Genomic DNA, 9,004 nt, shown 5'->3' on the forward strand with positions numbered 1-9,004 from the left:
GTCGTCCGGCCAGAGCTGGTCGGTCACGACCTACTACCCCTGGCCGGGCCCGGTCCCGACCGCGCCATCGAACCGCAACTACGACGGCGGCTTCGCCACGGCCATGATGCTGAAGGACCTGAAGCTGGCCCAGGACGCGGCGGCCAAGGTCGGCGCCTCGACGCCGCTGGGGGCCCAGACCGAGGCCCTGTTCCAGATGTTCAACGGCCTTGGCTACGGCGGTCGGGACTTCTCCGCCATCCTGCAGATGCTGCGCGGCAAGCTGGACGATCTGCCGAAGGGCTGAAGGTCGGGTTCTTGAGAACCGTTATCAATTAAGGGTTTGCGGCGTTTTGTCCGGTCCGTTTCATGGACAAATCGACCCGATCGGCGCATCACCGGGCAAGTTTTCGCCGCCGGTAGAGCTGACCCGTTGTACGACTACAAGGCCGCCTTCCAGACTGCTGTCGAGCAGGTCAAGAGCGAGGGGCGCTATCGTGTCTTCGCGGACCTCAAGCGCGTGCGCGGCGAATTCCCCAAGGCGATCCGCCGCCGTGAGGACGGCACGTCCCAGGACGTCATCGTCTGGTGCTCCAACGACTATCTCGGCATGGGCCAGCATCCGGCGGTGCTGGAGGCCATGCAGGCCGAGCTGGACGCGGTCGGCGCCGGCGCCGGCGGCACGCGCAACATCTCGGGCACCACCCGCTGGGCCGTGGACCTGGAGGCCGAGCTGGCCGCCTGGCACCAGAAGGAAGCCGCGCTGCTGTTCACCTCGGGCTACGTCGGCAACGAGGCGACGCTCTCGACCCTGCAGAAGATCCTGCCGGGCCTGATCACCTTTTCGGACGCGCTGAACCACGCCTCGATGATAGCGGGCATCCGCAACGGCGGGTGTGAGCGGCACGTGTTCCGCCACAACGACCTGGAGCACCTCGAACAGCTCCTGGCCTCTGCCCCCGCCGACGCGCCCAAGCTGATCGCGTTCGAGAGCGTCTATTCCATGGACGGCGACATCGCCGATCTGGCCGGCACGATCGCGCTGGCGAAGAAGTACGGCGCCATGACCTATCTCGACGAGGTCCACGCCGTGGGCCTCTACGGCGAGACGGGAGCGGGCGTGGCCGAGCGCGACGGCCTGCTGGAGCAGATCGACATCATCGAATGCACCCTGGGCAAGGCCATCGGCGTCATGGGCGGCTACATCGCGGCGGACGCGGTGGTGGTCGATGCGGTGCGGTCGTGGGCCTCGGGCTTCATCTTCACCACCAGCCTGCCGCCGGCCCTGACCGCGGGCGCGCTCGCCTCGGTGCGTCACCTCAAGACCCACCCGGAACTGCGCGCCGCCCACCAGGCCCGCGCCGCCGAACTGAAGCGCCGCTTCGCCCAGGTCGGCATCCAGGTGATGGACTCCTCCACCAGCCACATCGTGCCGGTGTTCGTCGGTGATCCGGTCCACTGCAAGATGGTCTCGGACATGCTGCTCGAGGAGTTCGGCGTCTACGTGCAGCCGATCAACTATCCGACCGTCCCGCGCGGCACCGAGCGCCTGCGCTTCACGCCGTCGCCTGACCACACCGACGAGATGATGGACGCCCTCGTCAGCGCCATGGACGCGCTCTGGACGCGGTGCAACGTCGCCCGGATGCCGAGTGCGGCCTAAAGGCGCTAGCCTCTCTTCCGCAGTCGATTTTGGAAGCCGACCGCGCCGACGATCAGGGTGAACACGAGAGCCAGGAAGCCCAACCCTGCTAGCAGGTTGGAAAATTGATCTGTGCGCCAAAGCCTGGCGGGTGCGGTATCGGCCGGATCAGGTTCTATCTCGGTGATGTCGGTTATTGTCGTGCCGAACAGCGCCCCATGTCCGTGGCCGCCGTACTCGCCGTCGGCGTCGACGACGCCTGTCACGAACGCCAGCCGCCCGTTCAGTGGGTGATCGTAGTCCTCGGGCTCCAAGAGCATTAGATCGAGCCAGGCGGCGCGCTCATACGCCATGCTCTGGAAGTCGGCTTCGGTAGCCCACAGCGCCTGGCCCTCAAACTGGATAAGCAGGAAGCCATGTGCTCGGACAGTCTGGCCATGAAACGCCGCTGGATTATCCAGAATTTCGCCTAGGCCGACCTCGTGGGGCGCATCGTCCGCCGTGCCTGGCGTTGCGGCCAGTAGAGACACGCTCGCCATTGCAAGCAGGAGGGTTTGCCCTAACCTCATGCTTCGAAAATACACCTCACTTCACCTACTCCCCACAAGATGTTGTGGTGACGCCCGCCGAGGACTAAATCTGCCGCCTCTTTGCCGGAGACGACAGTGACCGCCTTCACCCACGACGCCTTCTTCTCGCGCTCGCTCGCCGAGGCCGATCCGGACATCTTCGGCGGCATCCAGGGCGAACTGGGCCGGCAGAAGGAGCAGATCGAGCTCATCGCCTCCGAGAATATCGTCTCGAAGGCCGTGCTGGAGGCGCAGGGCTCGGTCCTGACCAACAAGTACGCGGAGGGCTATCCCGGCCGGCGCTACTACGGTGGGTGCGAGTACGTCGACGTCACCGAGGAGCTGGCCCGCAGCCGGGCCAGGGAGCTGTTCGGATGCTCCTTCGTGAACGTTCAGCCGCACTCCGGCGCCCAGGCCAACCAGGCCGTGTTCATGGCCCTGCTGAAGCCGGGCGACACCTTCCTGGGCATGGACCTGGCCTGCGGCGGCCACCTGACGCACGGCTCGCCGGCCAACCAGTCGGGCAAGTGGTTCCGGCCCGTAACCTATAAGGTCCGGGAGGACGACTTCCTGATCGATTACGACCACGTCGCCCAGATGGCCGAGCAGGAGAAGCCGGCCCTGATCCTGGCGGGCGCCTCGGCCTATTCGCGGCACATCGACTTCAAGCGCTTCCGCGAGATCGCGGACTCGGTCGGGGCGTATCTGATGGTCGACATGGCCCACTACGCCGGCCTAGTGGCCGGCCGCGTCTATCCGGACCCGCTGCCGCACGCGCACGTGGTGACGACCACCACCCACAAGACCCTGCGCGGCCCGCGCGGCGGCATGATCCTTTCGAACGACGAGGACCTGGGCAAGAAGATCAACTCCGCCGTTTTCCCCGGCCTGCAGGGCGGGCCGCTGGAGCACGTCATCGCGGCTAAGGCCGTCGCCTTCGGCGAGGCGCTCAAGCCCGAGTTCAAGGCCTATGCGGCCCAGGTCGTCGAGAACGCCCGGGCGCTCGCCGCCGTCCTGGTCGAGCGCGGCCTGGCCATCGTCTCGGGCGGCACCGACAGCCACCTGATGCTGGTCGATCTGCGGCCCAAGGGCGTGACAGGCAAGGCCACCGAGCTCCAGCTCGAACACGCGCTGATGACCTGCAACAAGAACGGCGTGCCCTTCGACACGGCGCCCTTCACTGTCACCTCCGGCGTGCGGCTCGGCACCCCGGCCGGCACCACGCGCGGCTTCGGCACAGCCGAGTTCCAGCAGGTCGGCCACTGGATCGCCGATGTCGTGACCTCGATGAACGGCGGGGACGAGGCCGATCCGGCCGTCATCCAGCGCGTGGCGGGCGAGGTGAGAGAGCTCACCTCGCGCTTCCCGATTTACGGATAACCCTCTGATGAAGTGCCCCTTCTGCGGAAATCAGGACACCCAGGTGAAGGATAGCCGCCCGTCCGACGACGGCGCGGCCATCCGCCGTCGCCGGTCCTGTCCGCAGTGCCAGGGTCGCTTCACCACCTTCGAGCGCGTCCAGCTGCGTGAGCTGGTCATCATCAAGCGCAACGGCCGGCGCACGCCGTTCGACCGCTCAAAGCTGGAGCGCTCGCTGGGCATCGCGCTCCGCAAACGCCCGGTCCAGCCGGATCAGATTGAACAGCTCTCCAGCCGCATCGTCCGGCAGCTCGAGAGCCTGGGCGAGACCGAGATCCCGTCCTCGACCGTCGGCGACTTCATCATGAAGGCGCTGAAGTCGGTCGATGAGGTCGCCTACGTCCGCTACGCCTCGGTCTACAAGGACTTCCGCCACACCGGCGACTTCGCGAAATTCCTCGGCGAGGAAGGCCTGGACGAGGGCTGAATGCTGCGAGGTGGCGGACTGCTTGCGACCTGCCTCGGCGTGCTGAGCATCTCTGCTTGCATGATGCGACCGCCACCCGAGTCCCCTGTGTCAGAAGGCAGCACTGTAGAGAGCCTCTACCGAGCGTTCCCACGCGAAACCGCATACGCAGCAGCATGTGACCGCCGGACGATCTTCCCGGACGACTCTGACTTTCGAGAGTGCCTGGAGAGGGATGAGTTCATCGTGATCTTTCGCCGCGGCGAGTTTCAGTACGCCTACACGGTCGCCGGTGGGACGGTTAGGAGCGTTCGCGTCAGCAACCACACGATCGATTACCCGTGAAGGTCACTCTCAAGCTGGCGACCTCGCTCGACGGCCGCATCGCGACCGCCTCGGGCGAGAGCAAGTGGATCACCGGCGAGGCCGCACGCGCGCAGAGCCATCAACTGCGCGCGGCGCATGACGCCATCCTCGTCGGGGTCGAGACTGTCCTTGCCGACGATCCGGCGCTGACGGTGCGCCTCATTGAGCCCTTCCCCCTGGAGGGGGGAAGGGTTGGGATGGGGGTGGAGGCGGCCGGTTCAGACGCGCCGTCTCAATCGGCGCACGGCCCGGCCCGTCGTTCGGGCGCCACCCCCAACCCCCGCCCTTCCCCCCTCCAGGGGGAAGGGAGCAGACGGCGTCAACCGCTGCGAGTCATCCTCGATTCCCGGCTCCGCACTCCGGCCTCCGCCAGAGTTGCCACCGCGGGCACGCTGGTCCTCACCTCCTCCGACCCGCGCCCTATCGGGACAGCCGAGGTCGAACAGGTCGCCCCCGACGGCCGTCCCTCGCCCGAGGCCGTGCTCGCCGCCCTGGCCCGCCGCGGCATCCGCTCCCTCCTCATCGAAGGCGGCGGCCAGGTCGCGGCCTCCTTCCTGCGGGCGGGGCTGGTCGACAGGCTGGAGTGGTTCCGGGCGCCTATCCTGCTGGGCTCCGAAGGGCGGCCCTGCGTGGCGACGCTGGCCCTTGCAAAGCTGGGCGACGCCCCCAAGTTCCGGCGGGTCAGCGCCAAACCCGTCGGCGACGACCTCTGGGAGCGCTATGAGGCGCTCCGCTGATCCGGACTGTCTGGACTGTTCGGACTGTCTGGACGGTGTTTTGGGAGCCATAAGCGCCGATGTTCACCGGCATCATCACCGACATCGGGCGCGTGCGAGCGGTCCGCCAGACCGAGCGCGACCGGCGCTACGAGATCGAAACGGCGTTTGACACCGGCTCCATCGAACTCGGCGCCTCCATCGCCTGTTCGGGCTGCTGCCTGACGGTGGTCGAGACGGGCTCGGACTGGTTCGCCGTCGAGGTGTCAACCGAGACGCTGGATCGCACCGGACTGGGCGGCTGGGCCGAAGGCCATCCCGTCAATCTGGAGCGCGCGCTGAAGGCCGGGGACGAGCTGGGCGGTCACATCGTCTCGGGGCACGTGGACGACCTGGGCGAGGTGCTGGCGGTGACCTCCGACGGCGGTTCGCGCCGCATCGGCTTTTCCGCCCCGCGCGCCCTGATGCGCCTGATCGCCGAGAAGGGCTCGATCTGCGTCGACGGCGTATCCCTGACCGTGAACGCCGTCTCGGCCGACGCCTTCGAGGTCAATGTCATCCCGCACACGCTCGAGGCCACCACGCTGGGGCGGCTCCAGCCCGGCGATCTCGTCAATCTCGAGATCGACATGCTGGCGCGTTACCTCGCCAGATGGCAGGAGACCGCATGACCTTGGCCGCTCTCAAGCCCGAGCCGCACCCGATCAGCTCCGTCGAAGAAATCCTCGACGAGGCCCGCGCCGGCCGTCCCTTCATTCTGGTCGACGCCGAGGACCGCGAGAACGAAGGCGACATCGTCATCCCCGCCCAGTTCGCTACGGCCGAGCAGATCAACTTCATGGTCCGCCACGCGCGCGGCCTCGTCTGCCTGGCCATCACCGCCGAGCGGGCGCGTGAGCTGAACCTCAAGCCGATGTCCTCGGACAACCGGGCGCGGATGAACACCGCCTTCACCGTCTCCATCGAGGCGGCCGAGGGCGTCACCACCGGCATCTCCGTCGCCGACCGCGCCCGCACCATCGCCGTGGCCGTCGACCCGGCCTGCGGGCCCCACGACATCGTCAGCCCCGGCCACATGTTCCCCATCGTCGCCTCCGACGGCGGCGTCCTGGCCCGCGCCGGCCACACCGAGGCCGCCGTCGACATCGCGCGGCTGGCGGGCCTCAATCCGTCCGGCGTGATCTGCGAGATCATGAACGACGACGGGACCATGGCGCGCCTGCCCGACCTGATCGTCTACGCGCGCCGCCACGGGCTGAAGATCGGCACCATCGCCGACCTGATCGACTGGCGCCGCGCGCAGGGAGACGCGTGATGGCCGAGCCCGTCCGCGTCCTCGTCGTCGAGGCGCCCTACTACCGCGACATCTCCGACCAGTTGCTTGAAGGCGCGAGGCGCGTGCTCGACGCCGCCGGCGTCGCGTTCGACGTGATGGCCGTGCCCGGCGCGCTGGAGATCCCAACCGCCATCGCCATGGCCGAGGAGTCCGGCCGCTTCCCCGTCAGCGTCCGCTATGACGGCTACGTCGCGCTCGGCTGCGTCATCCGCGGCGAGACCTATCACTTCGAGATCGTCGCCAATGAATCCGCGCGCGGCCTGACCCAGCTGGGCGTCGAGCACCGGCTGGCCATCGGCAACGGCATCCTCACCGTCGAGGACGAGGACCAGGCCATCTGGCGCGCCGATCCGACCCAGGGCGACAAGGGCGGCCACGCCGCGCGCGCCTGTCTCGAACTCATCGCGCTGCGCCGACGGCTGCGCGGAGGCCCAGTATGACCGACCCGACCGAACCCAACTCGCTCCGCGCCGTGATGGAGCAGCTCGCCGCCGCCGAGGCGGAGCGCGCGCTGGGCGAAACGCCCCTGTCCGCGCGCGAGCGCCGCGCCCGCACCGTCGCGCGGCTGGCCGCCGTCCAGGCGCTCTACCAGATGGAGCTGGGCGGGGAGGGGGTCGAGACCGTGGTCAAGGAGTTCTCCGACCACCGCTTCGAGGCCGACACCGACGAGGGGGTCCTGGCCGAGGCTGACGAGACCTATTTCGCCGAGATCGTGCGCGGCGTGGTCGCGGAGCAGGCCGCCGTCGACGGCGCCATCACCAAACGGCTGGCTGACGGCTGGAAGATAAACCGGCTGGATTCGACCCTGCGGGCCCTGCTGCGCGCCGGCGCCTGGGAACTGATGCACCGGCCGGATACGCCCAAGGAGGTTGTGCTGGACGAGTATGTCGAGCTGGCCAAGGCCTTCTTCGACGACCGCGACGCCCGCTTCGTCAACGCCGCGCTCGACGGCGTGGCCCGCGATGTCCGGGGCTGACCGGCCCGACGAGTTCGAAACGATCGCGCGGCTGCTGCGGCCGCTGGCGACCGATCCGGCGGCGCGAGGGCTGCTCGATGACGCGGCCGTCCTGACCCCACAGCCGGGCCGACAGCTGGTCCTGACCCACGACACCTTGGTCGAAGGCGTCCACTTCCTGGCCTCGGACCCGCCGGGCACGGTGGCGCAGAAGCTGCTGCGCACCAACCTGTCGGACCTGGCGGCCAAGGGCGCTGAGCCATTCGGCTATCTGATGAGCACGGCCTGGTCGCCGCGCTGCGACTGGACCTTCCGCGAGGCCTTCGCGGCGGGGCTGGCCGAGGACCAGGGCCGCTTCGGCCTCAGCCTGCTCGGCGGGGACACCGTCTCGACGCCCGGCCCCCTCACGGTCGGCGCGACCCTGCTGGGCTGGGGCGAGCCGAGCCGCTGTCCGTCTCGGTCCGGCGCGCGGGCCGGGGACCTGCTCTTCGTCAGCGGCCCGATCGGCGACGGCCTGCTCGGCCTGAAGGCCGCGCTGGGCGAGCTCGACGGTCCGCGCCTGCTCGACCACTACCGCCGGCCCGAGCCCCGACTGGACCTGATCCACCTGGCCAGAGCGGCCACCGCCAGCGCCGACGTCTCCGACGGCCTGATCGCCGACGCCGGCCGGATCGCGGAGGCCAGCGGGCTGGGCGTCCGCCTCGACCTCGCGGCCATGCCCGTGTCAGCGGAGGGCCGCGCGTGGCTCGACGGACAGCCGGACGAGGCCTCCGCCCGGCTCCAGCTCGCCACCGGCGGGGACGACTACCAGCTGTTGCTGGCCGCCGCGCCCGGGGACGCCGCACGCTTCTCGGGCCTCACCCAGGTCGGCGTCTTCGAAGGCGAGGCAGTCGAGGTGGTCTTCGACGGCGCGATCCTGCCCGTCGCCCGCGCCGGCTGGCGGCACGGTTAAGGGAACAATCCCCTCATCCGGCGCGCTTTTCCGGGCGAAGGAGCTCATCGCCATGAAGCGCGTCACCCTCGCCCTCACCGCCGCCGCCGCCCTCGGCCTGTCCGCCTGCCAGACGCTGGCCCCCTACGGCCCGGCCGCCGGCCCGACCGCCCAGGGCTGGTCGCAGCAACAGCTCACCTCGGACCGCTGGCGCGTCAGCTATCGCGGCGTCGGCGACGCCTCGGTGGTCAACGACCGCGCCCTGCTGCGCGCGGCCGAACTGACTCTGGAGCAGGGCCGCGAGTGGTTCGTGGTCGACAACCGCTGGACCGAGGCCGGCCGCGACGGCGGCCCGCGCCCCAGCGTCTCCATCGGCGCGGGCTCCAGTGACTACGGCCGCTACCGCTCGTCGGGCGTGGGCGTCGGCGTCGGCCTGAACTTCGGGGCCAGCGAGCCGACGGTCGCGCTGCTGGATATTCGCATGGGCTCGGGCGAGCGCCCGCGCGAGGCCTATGACGCCCAGGACGTCCGCCGCAACCTCTGGAGCCGCTAGCGGCCCCCGCGGGTCAGCGCCCGGTATTCGACCAGCCGCTCCTTGTCGCGCCGCACCTGATCCGAGACGGCGTTGTCGACGTCCAGCGAGGCGTAGCGGACCCAGCCGTCGACGCCCAGCTTGTCCTGGATC

At 69.2% G+C, this 9,004-nt stretch carries 11 protein-coding genes and 1 pseudogene; 11 read left to right on the plus strand and 1 reads right to left on the minus strand.

Annotation, left to right across the window (positions count from 1 at the left end; translation table 11 throughout):
- The coding region (locus Q0M60_RS13230) for an NAD-binding protein (protein WP_296820335.1) at positions 1–286 on the plus strand (286 nt) is incomplete at its 5' end.
- 126 nt (positions 287–412) lie between these two features.
- Positions 413–1,642, plus strand: coding sequence for a 5-aminolevulinate synthase (gene hemA / locus Q0M60_RS13235; protein WP_296820337.1), 1,230 nt, complete (start codon positions 413–415; stop codon positions 1,640–1,642).
- Positions 1,643–1,647: 5 nt separating this feature from the next.
- Here hemA and Q0M60_RS13240 read toward each other — a convergent pair whose 3' ends face one another.
- Positions 1,648–2,151, minus strand: a complete 504-nt coding sequence (locus Q0M60_RS13240) for a hypothetical protein (protein ID WP_296820339.1) — start codon at positions 2,149–2,151, stop codon at positions 1,648–1,650.
- 135 nt (positions 2,152–2,286) lie between these two features.
- Here Q0M60_RS13240 and glyA point away from each other — a divergent pair, with 135 nt between their 5' ends.
- The 9 genes and pseudogenes from glyA (at position 2,287) to Q0M60_RS13285 (ending at position 8,872) form a co-directional block, all read left to right on the plus strand.
- Positions 2,287–3,570, plus strand: a complete 1,284-nt coding sequence (gene glyA, locus Q0M60_RS13245) for a serine hydroxymethyltransferase (protein ID WP_296820341.1) — start codon at positions 2,287–2,289, stop codon at positions 3,568–3,570.
- A gap of 7 nt (positions 3,571–3,577) precedes the next feature.
- Complete coding sequence (nrdR, locus tag Q0M60_RS13250; protein WP_296820344.1) at positions 3,578–4,036, plus strand: transcriptional regulator NrdR; 459 nt, start codon at positions 3,578–3,580, stop codon at positions 4,034–4,036.
- A gap of 320 nt (positions 4,037–4,356) precedes the next feature.
- A complete protein-coding gene (locus Q0M60_RS13255; protein ID WP_296820346.1) occupies positions 4,357–5,118 on the plus strand; it encodes a RibD family protein in 762 nt (253 codons plus the stop codon).
- A gap of 59 nt (positions 5,119–5,177) precedes the next feature.
- Entirely contained in the window at positions 5,178–5,768 is a 591-nt protein-coding gene (locus tag Q0M60_RS13260) for a riboflavin synthase (RefSeq protein WP_296820348.1), read from the plus strand.
- Positions 5,765–6,391: pseudogene (gene ribB / locus Q0M60_RS13265) on the plus strand (3,4-dihydroxy-2-butanone-4-phosphate synthase); the annotation flags it as partial. The gene Q0M60_RS13260 and the pseudogene ribB, both read left to right, overlap by 4 nt.
- A 20-nt stretch (positions 6,392–6,411) precedes the next feature.
- Positions 6,412–6,873: a 6,7-dimethyl-8-ribityllumazine synthase gene (locus Q0M60_RS13270; RefSeq protein WP_296820350.1), complete on the plus strand. Its 462-nt coding sequence runs from the start codon at positions 6,412–6,414 to the stop codon at positions 6,871–6,873.
- Positions 6,870–7,409, plus strand: a complete 540-nt coding sequence (nusB, locus tag Q0M60_RS13275) for a transcription antitermination factor NusB (protein WP_296820352.1) — start codon at positions 6,870–6,872, stop codon at positions 7,407–7,409. The genes Q0M60_RS13270 and nusB overlap by 4 nt, the downstream gene beginning before the upstream one ends.
- Positions 7,396–8,340, plus strand: coding sequence for a thiamine-phosphate kinase (gene thiL, locus Q0M60_RS13280; protein ID WP_296820354.1), 945 nt, complete (start codon positions 7,396–7,398; stop codon positions 8,338–8,340). Before nusB ends, thiL begins: the two co-directional genes overlap by 14 nt.
- A 52-nt stretch (positions 8,341–8,392) precedes the next feature.
- Positions 8,393–8,872: a hypothetical protein gene (locus Q0M60_RS13285; RefSeq protein WP_296820357.1), complete on the plus strand. Its 480-nt coding sequence runs from the start codon at positions 8,393–8,395 to the stop codon at positions 8,870–8,872.
- The last annotated feature ends 132 nt before the right edge of the window (positions 8,873–9,004 follow it).

The organism is Brevundimonas sp. (assembly GCF_024711105.1).
Lineage (GTDB): Bacteria > Pseudomonadota > Alphaproteobacteria > Caulobacterales > Caulobacteraceae > Brevundimonas.

What these genes read in the sequence shown, in the direction of transcription:
- Q0M60_RS13270 (WP_296820350.1), top strand. Translation starts at nt 6,412, where the DNA reads ATGGCCGAGCCCGTCCGCGTCCTCGTCGTCGAGGCGCCCTACTACCGC.
- Q0M60_RS13285 (WP_296820357.1), top strand. Translation starts at nt 8,393, where the DNA reads ATGAAGCGCGTCACCCTCGCCCTCACCGCCGCCGCCGCCCTCGGCCTG.
- Q0M60_RS13260 (WP_296820348.1), top strand. Translation starts at nt 5,178, where the DNA reads ATGTTCACCGGCATCATCACCGACATCGGGCGCGTGCGAGCGGTCCGC.
- nusB (WP_296820352.1), top strand. Translation starts at nt 6,870, where the DNA reads ATGACCGACCCGACCGAACCCAACTCGCTCCGCGCCGTGATGGAGCAG.
- thiL (WP_296820354.1), top strand. Translation starts at nt 7,396, where the DNA reads ATGTCCGGGGCTGACCGGCCCGACGAGTTCGAAACGATCGCGCGGCTG.
- nrdR (WP_296820344.1), top strand. Translation starts at nt 3,578, where the DNA reads ATGAAGTGCCCCTTCTGCGGAAATCAGGACACCCAGGTGAAGGATAGC.